General features: G+C 28.6%; 18 protein-coding genes. 15 read left to right on the top strand and 3 right to left on the bottom strand.

Annotation, left to right across the window (positions count from 1 at the left end):
* Nucleotides 1-31 precede the first annotated feature (31 nt).
* The 13 genes from QOZ84_RS01780 to murJ are packed head-to-tail and all read left to right on the top strand — an operon-like array spanning nucleotide 32 to nucleotide 13,865.
* Nucleotides 32-724: a YveK family protein gene (locus tag QOZ84_RS01780; protein ID WP_284131243.1), complete on the top strand. Its 693-nt coding sequence runs from the start codon at nucleotides 32-34 to the stop codon at nucleotides 722-724.
* Nucleotides 693-1,388 (top strand): CpsD/CapB family tyrosine-protein kinase, encoded by a 696-nt coding sequence (locus tag QOZ84_RS01775; protein WP_284131242.1) that lies wholly within the window; start codon nucleotides 693-695, stop codon nucleotides 1,386-1,388. The genes QOZ84_RS01780 and QOZ84_RS01775 overlap by 32 nt, the downstream gene beginning before the upstream one ends.
* 35 nt (nucleotides 1,389-1,423) lie before the next feature.
* The gene (locus QOZ84_RS01770) at nucleotides 1,424-3,322 is read left to right on the top strand and encodes a polysaccharide biosynthesis protein (RefSeq protein ID WP_284131241.1); all 1,899 of its coding nucleotides are present in this window, start codon (nucleotides 1,424-1,426) and stop codon (nucleotides 3,320-3,322) included.
* 29 nt (nucleotides 3,323-3,351) lie between these two features.
* Nucleotides 3,352-3,957: a sugar transferase gene (locus QOZ84_RS01765; RefSeq protein WP_284131240.1), complete on the top strand. Its 606-nt coding sequence runs from the start codon at nucleotides 3,352-3,354 to the stop codon at nucleotides 3,955-3,957.
* Nucleotides 3,958-3,965: 8 nt separating this feature from the next.
* Nucleotides 3,966-4,592 (top strand): acetyltransferase, encoded by a 627-nt coding sequence (locus QOZ84_RS01760; protein ID WP_284131239.1) that lies wholly within the window; start codon nucleotides 3,966-3,968, stop codon nucleotides 4,590-4,592.
* Between the two features lie 11 nt (nucleotides 4,593-4,603).
* Entirely contained in the window at nucleotides 4,604-5,737 is a 1,134-nt protein-coding gene (locus tag QOZ84_RS01755; protein WP_284131238.1) for a DegT/DnrJ/EryC1/StrS family aminotransferase, read from the top strand.
* Between the two features lie 10 nt (nucleotides 5,738-5,747).
* The gene (locus tag QOZ84_RS01750) at nucleotides 5,748-6,845 is read left to right on the top strand and encodes a glycosyltransferase family 4 protein (protein WP_284131237.1); all 1,098 of its coding nucleotides are present in this window, start codon (nucleotides 5,748-5,750) and stop codon (nucleotides 6,843-6,845) included.
* 37 nt (nucleotides 6,846-6,882) lie between these two features.
* Entirely contained in the window at nucleotides 6,883-8,013 is a 1,131-nt protein-coding gene (locus QOZ84_RS01745; RefSeq protein ID WP_284131236.1) for a glycosyltransferase family 4 protein, read from the top strand.
* 11 nt (nucleotides 8,014-8,024) lie between these two features.
* Nucleotides 8,025-8,564, top strand: coding sequence for an acyltransferase (locus QOZ84_RS01740; protein ID WP_284131235.1), 540 nt, complete (start codon nucleotides 8,025-8,027; stop codon nucleotides 8,562-8,564).
* A 25-nt stretch (nucleotides 8,565-8,589) separates the two neighbouring features.
* Complete coding sequence (locus QOZ84_RS01735; RefSeq protein ID WP_284131234.1) at nucleotides 8,590-9,960, top strand: nucleotide sugar dehydrogenase; 1,371 nt, start codon at nucleotides 8,590-8,592, stop codon at nucleotides 9,958-9,960.
* 2 nt (nucleotides 9,961-9,962) lie between these two features.
* The gene (locus tag QOZ84_RS01730) at nucleotides 9,963-10,937 is read left to right on the top strand and encodes an SDR family oxidoreductase (RefSeq protein ID WP_284131233.1); all 975 of its coding nucleotides are present in this window, start codon (nucleotides 9,963-9,965) and stop codon (nucleotides 10,935-10,937) included.
* Nucleotides 10,938-10,952: 15 nt separating this feature from the next.
* Nucleotides 10,953-12,287 (top strand): O-antigen polymerase, encoded by a 1,335-nt coding sequence (locus QOZ84_RS01725; RefSeq protein ID WP_284131232.1) that lies wholly within the window; start codon nucleotides 10,953-10,955, stop codon nucleotides 12,285-12,287.
* Between the two features lie 45 nt (nucleotides 12,288-12,332).
* A complete protein-coding gene (murJ, locus tag QOZ84_RS01720) occupies nucleotides 12,333-13,865 on the top strand; it encodes a murein biosynthesis integral membrane protein MurJ (RefSeq protein WP_284131231.1) in 1,533 nt (510 codons plus the stop codon).
* A 90-nt stretch (nucleotides 13,866-13,955) separates the two neighbouring features.
* Here the strand turns inward: murJ and QOZ84_RS01715 are convergent, their stop codons facing one another.
* Nucleotides 13,956-14,150 carry a hypothetical protein gene (locus QOZ84_RS01715; protein WP_284131230.1) on the bottom strand — a complete coding sequence of 65 codons (195 nt, stop codon included), beginning with the start codon at nucleotides 14,148-14,150 and terminating at the stop codon, nucleotides 13,956-13,958.
* 236 nt (nucleotides 14,151-14,386) lie between these two features.
* Between QOZ84_RS01715 and QOZ84_RS01710 the strand changes: the two genes are divergently transcribed.
* Nucleotides 14,387-15,304 (top strand): CPBP family intramembrane glutamic endopeptidase, encoded by a 918-nt coding sequence (locus tag QOZ84_RS01710; RefSeq protein ID WP_284131229.1) that lies wholly within the window; start codon nucleotides 14,387-14,389, stop codon nucleotides 15,302-15,304.
* A 53-nt stretch (nucleotides 15,305-15,357) separates the two neighbouring features.
* Nucleotides 15,358-16,215 (top strand): 3-hydroxyacyl-CoA dehydrogenase, encoded by an 858-nt coding sequence (locus QOZ84_RS01705; protein ID WP_284131228.1) that lies wholly within the window; start codon nucleotides 15,358-15,360, stop codon nucleotides 16,213-16,215.
* Nucleotides 16,216-16,330: 115 nt separating this feature from the next.
* Here the strand turns inward: QOZ84_RS01705 and QOZ84_RS01700 are convergent, their stop codons facing one another.
* Together QOZ84_RS01700 and pxpB are read right to left on the bottom strand one after the other, a co-directional pair.
* Nucleotides 16,331-17,347 (bottom strand): 5-oxoprolinase subunit C family protein, encoded by a 1,017-nt coding sequence (locus tag QOZ84_RS01700; RefSeq protein ID WP_284131227.1) that lies wholly within the window; start codon nucleotides 17,345-17,347, stop codon nucleotides 16,331-16,333.
* Nucleotides 17,347-18,042 carry a 5-oxoprolinase subunit PxpB gene (pxpB, locus tag QOZ84_RS01695; RefSeq protein ID WP_284131226.1) on the bottom strand — a complete coding sequence of 232 codons (696 nt, stop codon included), beginning with the start codon at nucleotides 18,040-18,042 and terminating at the stop codon, nucleotides 17,347-17,349. Before pxpB ends, QOZ84_RS01700 begins: the two co-directional genes overlap by 1 nt.
* Nucleotides 18,043-18,059 lie beyond the last annotated feature (17 nt).

Below are 18,059 nucleotides of genomic sequence, written 5' to 3'. Positions count from 1 at the left end.
AAGTGGATACTAAACAAAATGGAGGGGGAAAATGGACGAGAATATCGATATAAAAGAGTACTTTCAGATTATTAAAAAAAGATTATGGATAATATTTTTAATAACATCTATAGCAATAATTACAAGTACAGTTATAAGCTTTTTTGTACTAAGTCCAGTGTATGAAACAAACACAACACTTTTAGTAAACAGTGACAAACCACCTGGAATAGATATAATAACAACAGACCAAATAAACGTTTCTGAAAAATTAGCCATAACTTATGGAGAAATAATAAAATCAAAGTCAGTACTAGAAGAAGTAGCAAACACATTAGGACTAAAAGGCGGATATAAAGAAGTAGCACAGAAGATAAATGTCTTGTCAGTTAAAGAAACTCAAATAATTTTAATATCAGTTCAAGATACAAATCCACAAAGAGCAACCAAGATAGCTAACGCTATCCCAAAAGTATTCACGAAAGAAGTTAAAAGAATAACAAAGGCTAATAGTGTTCAAGTAATAGACAAAGCTATATTACCAACACAACCTATTAAACCAAATAAAGTAATGAATGTGGCAATATCAGCAATGCTTGGAATAATGATATCATTATTTGTTGTATTCTTGCTTGAGTACTTAGATAACAAAGTAAAGTTACCTCAAGATATAGAAAAACACTTAGAATTACCACTACTAGGAGTAGTACCTAATGAGAATAAAGGGAAGAAAGGTGGTAAATAAGATGATAAATATAACAACATTTAATGATCCTAAGTCTCCAATATCAGAAGCATATAGAACTATTAGAACCAATATACAATTTTCAAAAATTGATAATGATATGAAAACTATACTAATAACAAGTTCTAAACAAGATGAAGGAAAAACTACTGTCGCATCTAATTTAGCTGTAAGTTTTGCAACATTAGAAGAAAAAAAAGTATTAATAATAGATGCAGATCTTAGAAATCCAAGTATTCATAAAATGTTTAATAAAACTAATTCATTTGGATTAACTGATGTATTAACAAATAAAAAAGAATTAAAAAAATATATTCAAAATACTGAATTAGAAAATTTACAAATCTTAACTACCGGAGCAATACCTCATAATCCAGGCGAAATGTTAGAATCTAAAAAGATTATAGAACTTATAGATGATTTAAAGCAAGATTACGATTATATATTTATAGATACATCACCTATAGGAATAATAATGGATGCAGGAGTTTTAGCTAACTATGCAGATGGAACTATATTGGTAATTGCATATAATGAAGTGGAAAAAGAAAGAGTTAAATTATCCAAAGAAAGATTAGAAAAAGTGAAAGCTAATGTAATTGGTGCTGTATTTAATAAGTATGTAGAAAAAAGAGATTCATATGGTTACTACAGTTATTATTAGAATCAAAAATACGCAAAAAAGAGGGATTAGTTTGAATGAGATTTAGAAATATTACCCCAAAAAAAGCAAGTGTATTAGAAAATATATTAAGCAAGTACAAGATGAGACAATTAATATTAATTGGAACAGATATAGCATCCATAATATTAGCGTTTATGACTTCTAATTGGATAATATATTCACAATATAAGTTGCAACATATAGATATAAGTGCAATTTTAATTTATATTGCTATAAGCATAGTAACTTTATATTTAGGTAGATGTTATAGCAGTTTATGGAGATATGCAGGCGAAGAAGAGTTAATAGCAATAGTAGTTGCGTGTACATTATCAATAATTATAACTTCTTTAATACATCTACTGATTGGAATTAAATTTTCAATAACTTTTTATATGTTAAATTTAATACTAACAACCTTGTTAATAGGTGGAACAAGACTTGTTTACAGAACAGGAAGGCGATTTTTGATAAGAAGTGGATTAAAAGAAAAGTCATCTAAGGTGCTTATTGTGGGAGCAGGAAGTGCAGGGGATATGGTAATACAAGAACTTAAAAACAACCCTAAACTTTTAAAAAAGCCTGTAGGAATAATAGATGATGACATAAATAAAAAAGGTAGGAGAATACACAACATACCTATTTTAGGTATGGTAAAAGATGTAGACATCCTAGTAGATAAATGTGATATTGATGAAATTATAATAGCAATTGCTAATATAAGTAAAAAAGACAAAAAAAATATTATAAAAATATGCAAGGAAACAAAATGTAAATTAAGAATTATTCCAGGTGTATATGAAATTATAGATGGAAAAGTAGATATAAAAAAAATTAGGGATTTTCAAATTGAAGATTTACTAGGTAGAGAGGCAATAAAAGTAAATTTAAATGAAGTAAGTGAGTATTTAAAAAATAACGTAGTATTAGTAACAGGTGGTGGAGGAAGCATAGGAAGCGAATTATGTAGACAAATAGCAGCTTTCAATCCAAAACAACTTATAATACTTGATAATTATGAAAATAATGCATATTCAATTCAACAAGAATTAATAAGAAAATATGGAAATGAGTTGAATTTAAGAACAATAATAGCATCAATTAGAGAAGAAAAGCGTATGAATAAGATATTTAATAAGTATAAACCAGATGTAGTGTTTCATGCAGCAGCTCATAAACATGTTCCACTTATGGAAAAAAATCCAAGTGAAGCTATAAAAAACAATATATTTGGTACTAAAAATATAGCAACTTTGGCAGACAAATACAAAGTTAAAAGGTTTGTACTTATATCTACGGATAAAGCTGTTAATCCAACTAGTATAATGGGAGCTACAAAAAGAGTAGCAGAAATGATAATACAAGCTTTAAACGAAAAAAGTGAAACCGAGTTTGTAGCAGTTAGATTTGGAAATGTTCTTGGAAGCAACGGGAGTCTTATTCCATTAATTAAAAAGCAAATTGAAGAAGGCGGACCAGTAACTATAACTCATCCAGAGATTATACGATATTTTATGACAATTCCAGAAGCTGTACAACTTGTTATACAAGCAGGGTCTATGGCAAAAGAAGGAGAGATATTTGTACTTGATATGGGAGATCCAATTAAGATAGTTGATTTAGCAGATAATTTAATTCGACTTAGTGGGTTTGAACCTAATGTTGATATCGATATCAAATTTACTGGGCTTAGACCAGGAGAAAAATTATATGAGGAGTTACTTATGAGTGAAGAAGGATTAACTGATACTGGACATAAGAAGATATTTATTGGAAAACCAGTAGATTTTAATATAGAAAGGTATAAGAAACATCTAGAAGTTTTAAGAGCTATTGTAGATAAAGAAGAAGTAGAGTTAATTGATAGTATTATGAGAGAATTGGTTACCACTTATATTAGACCTGAAGAAGCAAATGATAAGGCAAATGCCTAACAAAATATATATGGAAGGGAAAATGGTTTATGCAAAAGTTTATAAAAAGAAGTATAGACATCTTAGCTTCATCAATTGGTTTATTATTACTTTCTCCTATTTTAGTTATTGTAGCTATTTTAGTGAGGATTAAGTTAGGCTCTCCAATATTTTTTACTCAGGAGAGAGTAGGAAAAGATGGTAAGATTTTTAAAATAATAAAATTTAGAACAATGCTTGAAGTTGCTGATAAATGGGGAGAACCACTATCTGATAAGGAAAGATTAACTTCATTTGGAAAATTGCTTAGAAGCACAAGTTTAGATGAATTTCCAGAGCTTATAAATGTGTTAAAAGGAGATATGAGTTTGGTCGGACCAAGACCATTACTTGTTGAATATATAGATTTATACTCGAAAGAGCAATTTAGACGTCATGAAGTTAGACCAGGAATAACTGGATTGGCTCAAGTTAATGGAAGAAACACTTTAGCCTGGAATGAAAGATTTAAAATGGATATTAAGTATGTAGATAATCATAATTTAGCATTTGATATAAAAATTCTTTTTTTTACTATATTTAAGGTTTTAAAAAGATGTGGAATAAGCAAAGATGGGCATGCAACTATGGAAAAATTTAAAGGGAATAATAAGTAGGTGATTATATGAAAGAGATTATAGTTATAGGAGCTGGAGGGCACTCGTCTGTAATAATTGAAATCATAGAAGCTATGATAGATATGGGTCAAAATTTAAAAATTAAAGGATTATTAGATGATAATGAAAAAATATCTCAATTTATGGGATATAAGATACTTGATAAAATCCAAAATGCCAGATTTTATAACACTGAAAATACTGAATATATAATAGCTATAGGTAGCAATAACATAAGAAAAAAAATATCAAATGAATTTAAAGATTTAAAATATTTTACAGCTATTCATCCAACATCAATGGTAAGTAAAAGTGCAGTTATAAAGGAAGGAACTGTTGTAATGTCTAAAGCAGTGATAAATTCAAATAGTAAAATAGGAAGTCATGTCATTATAAATACTGGAGCAGTTATAGAACATGATAATAAAATAGGCGATTTTTCACACATATCACCTCAAGCAACACTATGCGGGGGAGTTAGTATAGGAGATGAAACTCATATAGGAGCTAACTCAACGATAATACAATATAAAATAGTAGGATCAAAAACGATAATAGGGGCAGGAGCTACAGTGATAAATGATATAGAATCAAATGTGTTTGCAATTGGATGCCCTGCAAAAGTAAAAAAATAGGGGGCATAAAAATGGAAAAAAGAATATACCTGTCTTCACCTCACATGGGAGGTGAAGAATTAAAATATATAAATGAAGCATTTGACACAAATTGGGTTGCTCCTTTGGGGCCAAATGTAAATAGTTTTGAAAAATCAATTTGTGAATACACAGGAATAAAAGCTGCTACTGCTTTAGTTAGTGGAACAAGTGCAATACATTTAGCACTTAAGTGCTTGGGTGTTGAAAAAGGAGACATTGTATTTTGTTCAACATTAACTTTTTCAGCTACTGCAAATCCTATAATATACCAAGGAGCAGAACCTGTGTTTATAGACTCTGAGTATAAATCTTGGAATATGAGTCCAATTGCGCTACAAAAGGCTTTTGATGATGCTAAAAAAAATAATAAAATGCCAAAGGCTGTTATAGTAGTAAACTTATATGGACAATGTGCAGATTATGATAAGTTAAAGGCTATATGTAATAAATATAATGTAGCTATTATAGAAGATGCAGCTGAGTCTTTAGGAGCAACTTACAAAGGAGTTCAAAGCGGAACTATAGGGGATATAGGTATATATTCATTTAATGGAAACAAGATAATCACTACTTCTGGTGGTGGGATAATGGTTTCAAATAATGAAGAATATACAAAAAAAGCTCTTTTTTGGGCAACTCAATCTAGAGAGGATAAAAGACACTATGAACATAAAGAATTAGGATTTAACTATAGAATGAGTAATATAGTTGCTGGAATTGGTAGAGGTCAAATTAAGGTTCTTGATAAAAGAATAAAAAAGAAAAAAGAAATTTATCAAGCTTATAAAGAAGCTTTCAAAGATATAGAAGATATAAAAATGATGAATATATGTGATTTTGGAGAAACAAATTACTGGTTATCCGTAGCTACTATAAACGAAAATTCTAAGATTAAACCAATAGATATAATGTTAGCTTTAGAAAAAGAAAATATAGAAAGTCGACCGGTATGGAAACCAATGCATATCCAACCTTTCTTTAAAGAATATAAATTTTTTAGTTCATTAGAAAAGGAAAGTATATCAGAAAATTTATTCAATAGAGGGATATGTTTGCCATCTGATACGAAAATGGATAAAGAAGACATAAAAAAAATAATAGATATAGTTACACAAATGTTTTAAGGAGTGTATTATGAAAAAAATTCTAATTTTAACCAATAATGATATAGGATTATATAATTTTAGGAAAGAATTACCTCAACAATTATTAAAGATTGGATATGACGTTACAATAGCTCTACCATATGGAAAACAAGTTGATAAGTTTAAAGAAATGGGATGTAATTTCATAGAAACTCCTATGAACAGGAGAGGTATGAATGTTATACAAGATTTAAAACTATTAATTCAATATAGAGCTATTATAAAAAAAATAAAACCTAACTTGGTTATTACTTATACTATAAAACCAAATATTTATGGTGGGATAGCATGTAGAATTTCAAAGCAAAGAGTAATTCATACAGTTACAGGCTTAGGTAGTGTATTTATACGAGATTTATGGATAAAGAAAGCACTGATAAAATTAAACCAATTTGCATTCAAAGAGGCATGCCATATATTTTTCCTAAATAAAGAAAACAAAGATTTTTATAAAAACATAAAGATAATAAAAGATAAACAACAAGTTACAGTTGTTCCAGGATCAGGAGTAAATCTTAAAGAATTTCAATTTAATGAATATCCAAATAATGAAAATATTAAATTTACCTTTATAGCTAGAGTAATTAAAGATAAAGGGATAGAAGAGTTTTTAGAAAGTGCTAAAAATATAAAAGATAAATATTCTAATATAGAATTTGAGGTAGTTGGATCAGTTGATGAAGAAATATATTTAACTAAATTAAAAGAATATGAAAAGTTAAAAGTTATAAATTATTTAGGTCATAGATATGACATTCAAGAAATAATAAAAAAATCATCATGTATAGTATTACCATCATATGGAGAAGGCAGAGGGACTGTACTTCAAGAAGGTGCAGCGGTAGGAAGGCCCTTAATAACTTGTGATATATATGGATGTAGAGATAATGTAGATGATGGATATAATGGATATTTATGTAAAGTTGCAGATTGTAAAAGTTTACAAAATTCTATGGAGAGATTTATAAATTTATCTTTTGAAGAAAAGAAAGAAATGGGATTAAATAGCAGAGTTAAGGCGAAAAAAGAATTTGATAGAAATATAGTAATAAAAAGCTATATTAATGAGATAAATAAAATTGTTTAGGATGTTAATATGCTAGGTAGAAAGAGGTTTATATATTATGAAGTTTTTATTTATACATGATCATAAATTTCCTAAGCTTAAAGATGAATATTTTTGTTCATATGGTTTTGATGATAAGTTTTGTGATAGATATATTCAAAACTTTGAAAATTTTAGAATTATGGCTTGCCATACTAAAGCTAAGGGAAATGAAAAAAAATTTTCAAATAAAGTAAAAGAGAATATATCCTTTGTTACTTTTAGTAGCATAAAAGATATATTAAAAAGAAAAACAAGAAAAAAGATAGAGGATGAGATAAATCAAAGTGAATGTTTAATTGTTAGATTACCTAGTTTTATAGGGTTAATGTCTTTAAAGTATATAAAAAAATTAAATAAACCTTACTTAATTGAAATGGTAGGATGCCCGTGGGATGCGCTATGGAATCATAGTAGAGTTGGAAAGTTTGTAGCTCCTATTATGTATTTGCTTTGTAAGAATGTGATTAAAGAAGCTCCTTATGTTGTTTATGTAACCAACGAGTTTTTACAAAATAGATATCCAACTAAAGGAAAAAGTATATCTTGTTCAAATGTAATACTTCCTGAAAATGATGAAAATGTATTGCAACAAAGATTAAATAAAATACGAAATGAAAAGTATGATAAAAAAATTATTATAGGTACTTGTGCAACTGCAGGGTCAAGATATAAAGGGCAACAAAATGTAATAAGGGCATTAAAAATTTTAAAGAATAAGGGATATGAAGTGGAGTACCAATTGGTAGGAGGAGGAGATACCTCTTATCTAAAAAGTATAGCTAAAAAATATGATTCTTATGAAAATGTTAAGTTTATGGGAGTATTAGCACATAATGAAGTATTTGAATGGTTAGATACTATAGATATATATGTTCAGCCTAGTTTAACAGAAGGATTGCCTAGGGCATTGGTTGAGGCTTTAAATAGAGGGTGTCCAGCGATAGGAAGTGATGCCGGAGGAATACCGGAGTTACTTGGAAAAGAAAATATATACAAAAGAAAATCATATAAAGAATTTGCAGATGTTTTTGAAAAGGCAAATATAAACAAAGAAGAATTAGCAATAAGAAATTTTGAAAAAGCAAAAGAATATGAAAAAAATAAGTTAGAAGCTAGAAGAAGTGAATTTTTTAATAAGTTTAAGTAATGGAGAATATTATGAAATCAAGTAATAAATTATCAATATATTTAAATTTTATATTTAGAAATATACCAATACACATTGTATTTTTAATTACATCGTTACTTCCAAATCACCTATATACCAATTTGATTAGAGGCTTTTTAATTAAGCCGTTTATAGGTTCGGGTGGTAAACATTTACAAATAGCACCTAGAGTTACTATAAATAATCCGGAAAACTTATATGTAGGTAGCAATTGTTATATATCTCATAATGTATATATAAATGCTAAGGGTAAAATTGTATTAGATGATAATGTTATTATTGGTCCAATGAGTGTATTAGCTACAACGAATCATATATTTGAAAATGGAATTGTAAAAAATAAGGGGATAAGTAAACCTATTTATATAAAAAAAGGTACTTGGTGTGCATCTCATGTTGTTATTACAAGTGGGATAACAATAGGAGAAGGGAGTTTAGTAGCTGCAGGGTCGGTAGTAACTAAAAACGTAGAAACTAAAAGTGTAGTAGGAGGAATTCCTGCTAAATTTATTTCAAAGAACGATAAGTAGGGCAAGTTTAAGGGGGGAATTTAAAATGTCTTTAGAATTATACAATAAAATAAGAGATAAAAAAGAGAATATATCAATAATAGGTTTGGGATATGTAGGTATGCCTCTAGCTATTTCTTTTGCTAAGAAAGTGAACGTAATAGGATTTGATGTAAATAATCAAAAAATACAACTGTATAATCAAGGAATAGATGTTACTAATGAGGTTGGAAATGAAGCTTTAAAACAAACAACAGCTTTAATGACATGTGATGAAACTAAATTAAAAGAAGCTAAATTTCATATAGTTGCAGTTCCAACACCAACAAATGATGACAAAACTCCAGATTTAACACCAATGATTAGTGCAAGTAAAGTTTTAGGTAGAAATCTAGCTAAGGGATCTATAGTAGTATATGAATCAACTGTATACCCTGGCGTAACAGAAGAAATATGTATACCTATATTAGAAGAAGAATCTAAAATGAAGTGTGGAGTTGATTTTAAGATTGGATATTCTCCAGAGCGAATAAATCCAGGAGATAAACTTCATAGGTTAGAAAATATAACTAAAGTAGTATCTGGTATGGATGAAGAAACTTTAGAAAATATAGCTAGAGTATATGAGTTAGTTATAGATGCAGGTGTTCATAGAGCAGAAAGTATAAAAGTAGCAGAAGCTGCTAAGGTTATAGAAAATTCTCAAAGAGATATAAATATAGCGTTTGTAAATGAATTATCTATGATATTTAATAAGATGGGAATAGATACAAATGCTGTTTTAGAAGCGGCTGGAACTAAGTGGAATTTCTTAAATTTTTCACCAGGATTAGTTGGAGGTCATTGTATAGGGGTTGATCCATATTATTTAACACATAAAGCAGAGCAATTAGGATATCATTCACAAGTTATATTATCTGGAAGAAGAATAAATGATGGAATGGGTAAATATGTAGGAGAATCTACAGTTAAGAACTTAATAAAAGCTAACGAACAAGTAAAAGGAGCTAGAGTAGCCATTTTAGGTATGACATTTAAAGAGAATTGTCCAGACGTTAGAAACTCTAAGGTTATAGATATAATAAATGAATTAAAAGAATATGGAATAAATGTTTTTGTTAGTGATCCTATAGCTGATGCTAAGGATGTTAAAAAAGAATATGGAGTGGAGTTAACTAAGTTTGAAGATATAAACGATATGGATGCTGTTATTATAGCTGTAGGGCACAAAGAATATATGGAATTAAGTTTAGATTCTATAAAAAATTTATATGAAGCTAAATCATTAGTATCAAATAATGGAGAAACATTTAGTGAAGTAGCTATAAATCAGGATAAATTAGTTTTAGTTGATGTTAAAGGAATATTTAACAAAAAAGAAGCTCAGTCAAAGAATTACTTATACTGGAGGTTATAAAGATGGGATTTCAAAATATTTACTTTCCCAAAGGAACTAGGTTTTTAGTAACAGGTGGAGCTGGATTTATCGGCTCCAATCTTATTGAAGCTTTATTAAATAAAGGTTATTTTGTCAGAGCTTTGGATAATTTTTCTATAGGGAAAAAGGAGAATATAGAAGAGTTTATGAATGATAAAAACTTTGAATTTATAAAAGGGGATATAAGGGATATACAAATATGTCAAGATGTTTGCAAAGGCATAGATTATATATTGCATCAAGCAGCTTGGGGATCTGTTCCTAGATCAATAGAAATGCCTTTATTATATGAAGAAATAAATATAAAAGGTACATTAAATGTAATGACAGCTGCTAGAGATAATGGTGTCAAGAGATTTGTATATGCATCATCATCATCTGTTTATGGAGATGAACCTAATTTACCTAAAGTAGAAGGTAGGGAAGGTAATTTATTATCTCCTTATGCTATAACAAAGAAGGTTAATGAACTATATGCTAAAAACTACTTTGATTTATATGGATTAGAAACTATAGGAATGAGATACTTTAATGTATTTGGTAAAAAGCAAGATCCACATTCTTACTATTCAGCAGTTATACCTAAGTTTGTTAATTTATTATTGAATAATGAATCTCCAACTATAAATGGAGATGGAGAAAACTCAAGAGACTTTACTTATATAGATAATGTAATAGAAGCTAACTTAAGAGCATGTTTAGCTTCAAAAAAAGCCTGTGGTGGGGTGTATAATATAGCCTATGGGGGCAGAGTTTCGCTAAATGAGCTTTATGAAACATTAAAGAACTTATTAGATAAAGACGTCAAACCTATATATGGACCAAATAGAAAAGGAGATATAAAACATTCAAATGCAGATATATCAAATGCTAGAGAATTGTTAGATTATAATCCGAGTTATAGTTTTGATGATGGGATAAAATTAACTATAGATTGGTACAAAAAAAATTTATAATAGAAGGAAATTGCGATGGAATTATTATTTTCTATAATAATATTTATTCAACTATTAATAGCCATTATCATATTAAAAGAAATTTTGCATCCGTTGGTTATTTTAAAAGAAGTAGTATTTTTAGGAACTATAGGATTATTAATATTTCACAAGCAGTGGAATATTAATATTTCAGCTATGACAGTTTTTATATTGAGTACTGCGATTATATGGGTAGATTTAGGTTTTGTATTTACTACTATATTAGCAAATATATCAAAGCGAAAGAAGATATGCTTAAAAAATAATCAAAATTTAAAGAAACAAGAGCATACAAAAAATAGATTTAATATATCTACTACTAGAGCTATTTTATCAACTATAATCATTTTAACAACTATTATAGTATATTTAAAAATGGGTAGCGATTATATATCAGGAGCTGACAATGTAGAAGATTTTACTATGGGATTGATGGTGTATAAAGGTCAAACTAGATCTGATGGTTCGGTTGATTTAGGTATATGGACATATATTTTATTAATATGCCGTATGGTAGGGTTAGTATATTTATATTTTGCAGTTAAAGAATACATGACTAATGGATGGAGTAAGAAAATAAGTGCTTTATTATTGCCACCCATATCTGTATTTATAATGGGATATATTTTAGGGATAAGATCAATACTTTTAATATATTCATTAATTGTTGTGTTTGTATCATATGCAACTCAATTGAAAAGTAATAAGTATGGAAAAAGTATAAATAAAACAAGATTAGAAATTAAGTATTTTAGAATTGGGATTATATGTATAATGCTTATTTTTTCTTACTTTTTAATAGTGGGTAAATTATCAGGTAAAGTAGGTAACAATGAAGGATTAAATAATATCGCTATTTATCTAAGTGGTGGTATAGGTGCATTTGATAGTGTGTACAGAGATTATACATTGACAAGCGATTTATTTGGACAGCAGACATTTAGATTAATATATAAAACACTTAATATAATACCGTGGTTTGATTTTGAAACTCAAAACACTATAAATACTACAATATATTCAACTGGTGGATTTAGAACTAATGTATATACTGTAAACTTAAATTTTATGACTGATTTTGGATATATGGGGGTTATATTATGCAATATGTTGATAGGAATGTTTCATGGTTTTTTATATAATAAATCAAAAAATGAAAAGAATGCGGGTGTATGGACAGTATTAAATGCATTTTTTATGATGCCATTAGTATCTTATTTAAATGCAGAAAAGTACTTTGCTGCTATGACATTAAACGCAATATACTTCTTATCTATATATATACTTATAAAGTCACCTATTTTATATAAAAGAAAAGCAAGGGATTGAAATACAAATAGTTTAACAAAGGGGTAGTAATAGTAGGAGAAGAATATGAATAAAGTAGCTAAAAACACATTAATTTTAATGATAATAACTATAATATCTAAAATTTTAGGATTTATAAGGGAGTTAGTACTTGGGGGGATTTATGGAACTACGTTTTATAGCGATGCATATATAGTAGCTATGAACATACCGGGAACTTTATTTTCCTTAATTGGAATTGCATTATCTACAACCTTTATACCTTTATACTATGAAAATAGTAAAAGTATAAAGGAGAGTAATAAATTTGTAAATAATATCTTTAATATAACACTAATTTTAAGTGCAATATTAGCTTTATTAGTTTTTGTATTTGCAAATCAAGTAGTAAAGATATTTGCAATAGGTTTTAATGGAGATACTTTCAAATTAACTGTGGAATTCACAAAAATTATTATAGTTGGGGCATTGTTTATGGGAACGAGTAGTATATTTACATCTTTTTTACAAGCTAAGGAGAATTTTACAGTACCAGGGCTTGTGGGAATTCCATTTAATATTATTATAATAATAGCTATTATATTGAGTTCTAAGATAAGTATATATATATTACCAATAGGTACTGTAATAGCCATGTTAAGTCGATTATTATTTCAAATGCCAAGTTTATTTAAATATGGATATAGATATAAATTTACAATAGGATTAAAAGAAGATTATATAAAGAAAGTTATATGGTTAGTGGGTCCTGTATTTATTGGAGTGGCTGTTAATCAAATAAATACAATGGTAGATAGAACATTAGCATCAACACTATTAGAAGGAAGTATTTCAGCACTAAATTATGCTAATAGATTAAATTCTTTTGTAATGGGATTATTTATAATGTCAATAGGAACTGTAATATATCCTATATTATCAAAACTGTCGGCTAATAGTGATAAAGAAAGTTTTATCAAAACTGTGTACAAAAGTGTTAACATTGTCACGCTTTTAGTAATACCAATATCAATAGGAGCTATGGTTTTAGCTACACCTATAGTAAGTCTATTATTTGAAAGAGGGGCATTTGATTCAAGGGCTACTGATATTACAGCAAAGGCATTAGTATTTTATTCTATAGGAATGGTTGGATTTGGACTTAGAGATATATTAGGGAAAGTATTTTATTCATTACAAGATACAAAAACTCCTATGATAAATGGAGCTATAGCTATAGGAATGAATATAATACTAAACTTAATATTAGTTAAATTTATGGGGCATGCAGGATTAGCATTTGCTACAAGTATATCGGCAATTGCATGCATATTTATACTGTTTAAGAGCCTTAAGAAAAAAATTGGATATTTTGGGCAAGATAAAATATTAAAAACTACATTGAAATCACTAATAGCATCTATTTTAATGGGGATAATAACCTATGTTACATATAGTATATTATCCAGTGTTTTAGTAGTTGGATTCATACAACAAGCTATTTCATTATTTGGATCTATAGCAATAGGTGCTTTAGTATATGGAATACTAGTAGTAATATTAAAAGTTGAAGAAGCAAGTATGGTAATTAATTTTGCAAGAAAAAAATTGAAGATATAAGAGTTTGTATGTTTTCTTTTAAGCCAACAATTGTAATAGTAATGTAATTACTAAATTGTTGGCTTGAAAATTAATTACATCAGCTGGATATTATTCTTCTATTTCCATATAATCTTCAACTACATGACCACATTCAGGGCATGTATATATATCAACTGCATATTCAAATTCTTCTTTAACTTCATTTTCAGTTCCTTCATTTAATATTTCAAAATCAGTTCCTTCTTCATGCTTAGTTAAATCCATTACTTCTACTATACATCTTGGGCAATACATTGTATTCATTTTAATCACCTCCATAAATAATGTGATTCATTCATTTTACCATTATAAGCGTAAATTTACAAATTTCTACGTTTAAATACAATGAAAATGAAAATGAATGGTTCAATTTGAATTTAATATCTTAATGAAATCAAAAGAGATTTAATGAAAAGAGGAGATTTAATGAAAAAAAATAGATTAAGGTATATAATGAAAGTATGAGAATTAATGGAAAAACTTAGAAAGGAGAATTATTAATGTTTGTACAAAAAACAGATTTAGTTTCGCAAGCAAGAATGAGTAAAAAACTTCCAAACTTTATTTGGGCTATTATCCTAGCTTTAATATTTATGTTCTGTGGACAATTTTTGGGAGGATTAGTTACTTATCCTCTTATAAAGTCGTTAGAAAAAACCAATTTCTTTGTAGAAAATAAAGACATAATAGTTTTATTAATTACTTTACTTTCATTTATGTTTACATCATTAGTAGTATTTTTTAGGGTTTCAAAAATAGAAAAAAGAAAAATATCAACTATTGGATTTTACAAAGACAAATGGTTGAAAAAATATGCAATAGGGTTTTTAATAGGTCTAGCTATGATGAGTGTAGTAGTATTAATACTATTTATACTAGGGTATATAGAACTTGAAAAAAAACCTATACAACCAGTAGGTATATCAGCTATAGTAAGTGTTTTGATAGTGCTTATAGGGTGGATAGTACAAGGTGGAACTGAAGAGGTACTGACAAGAGGATGGCTTATGAACATATTAGGTGCTAGATATAATATTATATTTGGACTAATACTTTCATCTGTGTTCTTTGGATTACTACATTTAGGAAATCCTAATATAAATTATATAGCTATATTAAATATCATATTAGTAGGGATTTTCTTTGGACTTTGTGTTATAAAGACTAATAATTTATGGATTGCGTGTGGAATGCATAGTGCATGGAACTTTGCTCAAGGTAATTTCTTTGGATTTGAAGTTAGTGGAATAAATGTTCAAGTCGGTAGTTTAGTGGATTTAAACTTAGTAGGAAATAACCTTATTACAGGAGGCATATTTGGACCAGAAGCAGGGCTTGCAAGTACCTTTGTGTTAGCTTGTGGTATATTGATTGTATTTATTTTAGACAAAAAAGGGTACTTTTTAAAAAATAAATAATAAATTTATTGTAGTAATACAAATAAGTTTACGTAACAAAGGGGGATGTTGGTATGAATTATAAAAATATTACTGTTGCCGGTAGCGGTATTTTAGGGAGTCAAATTGCGTTCCAAACAGCTTTAAAAGGATTTAATGTCTCTGTTTATGACATCAATGACGAAGTGTTAGCCCGTGCAAAAGAACACTTTAAATGTTTAATGGGTAACTATCAAAAAGACTTAATTGCAACGCAAGAAGAAGTACACACAGCTTATGAACGAATTACTTATAGCTGTGATTTAGCAGCAGCAGTTGCGGACGCTGATCTTGTGATTGAAGCGATACCAGAGGTTGTTCAAATCAAAACTGATTTTTACACTAAATTGGGGCAAGTAGCGCCTGAGAAAACCATCTTTGCAACAAACACTTCTACTCTGTTACCAAGTATGTTTGCACAAGCGACAGGACGACCAGAGAAATTCCTAGCTCTACATTTTGCAAATGAAATTAGGAAAAACAATACGGCAGAGATTATGAAGCATGCACAAACGGATACGAAAGTATTCGAAGACGTGATTGAGTTTGCAAAAGCTATTGGCATGGTTGCATTGCCTTTACATAAAGAGCAACCAGGTTACATTTTGAATTCTTTATTAGTTCCGTTATTGGACACAGCTCAATCACTATTAATAGATGAAGTAGCTGATCCAGAAACAATTGATAAAACATGGAGAGTAGCAACTGGAGCGCCACTAGGACCTTTTGCGATTTTAGATTTAGTAGGTATTACAACTGCTTATAATATAGCAAGCGTAAAAGCAAAAGAAGGAAATAAACATTCAAAAAAGCTAGCTCATTTCTTAAGAACTGAGTACATTGATAAAGGAAAGCTGGGAGTTGCAACTGGAGAAGGTTTCTTTAAATATTAGAAAGCAACTACCACTAAATAAGCTTGTTTATGATTAATTTAATTAATTAGTATATTTTTTTACACAAAAAAGGGCGTAGCGCTATTTTCTAGTGCGACAGCCCCTTATTTTTATATTATTTAATTTCTTCTACTAAAGTTTTAAATAAAACATCATCTATTGTTATGTTAAAATTTCTATTTTTTAATACTTCTTGAGACTTCATATTATTTTTAACATTTTCAATTTCTTTTTCATAAAGCTTTAATAATTCATGAGACTGATATATATTTATTTCTTCAAATGATATCTTATCACCTGGTTTTGCTTGTGCAAGTTTATACAAATCTGTACTTATTACATTTGCTATTTTAGTATAGCCTCCAACCGTTTGTCTGTCAGCCATCATTATGATAGGTTTACCGTGACCTGGTATTTGTATAGCACCAAAAGCAATACCATCAGATATTATATCAGCACCCCTTAGGTGTGTGATAGGTTCTCCATCTAATCGGTATCCCATTCTATCACATTCATCAGTTACAAAATACTCACCTGAAATGAATTTTTGGTATTCTTCATCTGAAAACATATCATCTTGAGGTCCTTTTACAAGCCTTAATGTAATTTCATTTTTAAAGATTGGTATATATATATCATCAATAGTATTTATAGTATTACTTTTAAGATTATCTAAATTTATATAATCATTTTCTTTTAAAGGCCTACCTTCATATCCACCTAAATTAGCTTTTGTATAAGTAGATTTACTTTCCATCACATAAGCTACATCAATACCTCCCTCAAATGAAATGTAGGATCTGCATCCATTTTTAAGGTCATCAAAAGATAATATATCTCCACTATTAACTATATAACTTTTCCACATTTTTATAGGTATATTGTTAATCCTTGGACTTAAATCTCCTCCAGTAATAGCTATTTTGCTAGGTTTGTCAAATAGTAGAGTAGGGCCCATAATAAGAATTTCAAGTGAAGCTTCATCTTCTTTATTTCCAAGTAGTATATTACCCAATCTATGAGAATATGAATCCATAGCCCCAGACATAGAAACTCCATATTGCTGATAACCTATTCTAGGACTACCTTGTATTAAAGTTAAAAGACCTTTAGATTTTACTGTAAATCCCATTATAGCTCACCTCCAGCATTAATTATATCAAACTCTTCTTTTGTTATAGGAGTGAATTTAATATAACTTCCAGCACTTAGCAAAAATGGATTTCCTTTATTTATATCAAATAATTTGAGAGGAGTTCTACCAATAAGTTGCCATCCTCCAGGGCTATCTATAGGATATATACCTGTTTGCTTAGAAGCTATACCAACTGAACCTGCTGGAATTTTAGTTCTAGGAACTTTTAACCTTGGCGTTTCTAATCTTTTATCCATTCCTCCTAAGTAAGGAAATCCAGGTGTAAATCCTAACATATATATTAGATATTCTTTTGATGAATGAATTTTTATTACTTCATCTATAGATAAGTTATTGTGTTTTGCTACATTTTCTATGTCTGGTCCATATTCACCACCATATAACGTTGGAATTTCAATTACTTTTGGTGGAGGTATTTCTATATTACCTAAACTTTGTTCTATGTCTTTTAATGAATTTATCAACTCATCATATTCTATTTTTAATGGATTGTAGTTAACCATTAAAGACCTATAAGTTGGAATTATTTCAACTATATATTCTAATTTTCTTTGGTTTATTGCAATCATCATAGATCTGACTTTACTGTTTACTTCATCTGAAATTTTATCTGAAAACTCTATAACTAAAGCTTTATCTCCAGCATTTAAGTATTTTGTTTCTTTATACATTTTACATCCCCCAAACC

This window comes from Romboutsia sedimentorum, from assembly GCF_030131845.1.
Classification (GTDB): Bacteria; Bacillota; Clostridia; order Peptostreptococcales; family Peptostreptococcaceae; genus Romboutsia_D; species Romboutsia_D sedimentorum.
Note: the sequence above shows the minus strand (reverse complement) of the source record. Positions and strands in the feature narration are given on the sequence as shown.